Origin of the sequence: Mesorhizobium sp. M1409 (assembly GCF_040317535.1) — a bacterium.
Classification (GTDB): Bacteria; Pseudomonadota; Alphaproteobacteria; order Rhizobiales; family Rhizobiaceae; genus Mesorhizobium.
This window is the reverse complement of sequence record NZ_JAMYKV010000164.1, coordinates 1-611: the sequence shown is the minus strand read 5'-3', so window position 1 is coordinate 611 and position 611 is coordinate 1. Positions and strand designations below refer to the sequence as shown.

The following is a 611-nucleotide window of genomic DNA, read 5'->3' as shown; positions in this document are numbered from 1 at the left end:
GCGCCCGCTGCAGCTTCCGGATCGTCAGATGCTGATGCGCGATCAGCGCCGCATCATCCGATGCCTTGGCCCTGGCGACCGCCAGCTCGGCCTCGACCAGCGCAGCGCGCGCGGCCTCGTCTTCGGCTCTGGCCAGCGCCGCAGTCAGCGCTGCTCTCAGCGCGCCGATATCGTCCGGAACAGCATCCTGGGCGGTGGCAACCATGCCCTTGAGTGAATCATAAAACGCGTCCGCTGACTCGCGGAAAATGGCGCAAACTCAAAGAAAAACTCAGCCCGCGCGCTGGGGGCGGAACGTGTGACGCGGGTTGCGCCAATCGATCCCGTCGAGCATGTAGGCAAGCTGCCGGTGATATGGAAACCGTACCATCCGTCGGCGACGGCCATAGAAACCGGCCCTTCTCGAGCCGTTTTGCATACAGCGACATGCCGAGCCCATCATGCCAGATAATCTTGATCAGATTGCCGCTGCGGCCGCGGAAGACATAAAGATCGCCGGCAAACGGTTATGTGGCGCGCAACATAACCGCATTTATGCGTCGGGCGAGATTATGTGGCGGAGCCGCCCTGACGCCCGTCAGGGCCGGCCAAGTCCGACTTGCCTCCGCCGC

General features: G+C 63.2%; 2 pseudogenes. Both read right to left on the bottom strand.

Annotation, left to right across the window (positions count from 1 at the left end):
- Positions 1 to 205, bottom strand: a pseudogene (locus NKG99_RS35850) (IS66 family transposase); the annotation flags it as partial.
- A gap of 13 nt (positions 206 to 218) precedes the next feature.
- Positions 219 to 494, bottom strand: a pseudogene (gene tnpB, locus NKG99_RS35845) (IS66 family insertion sequence element accessory protein TnpB); the annotation flags it as partial.
- Positions 495 to 611: the final 117 nt, after the last annotated feature.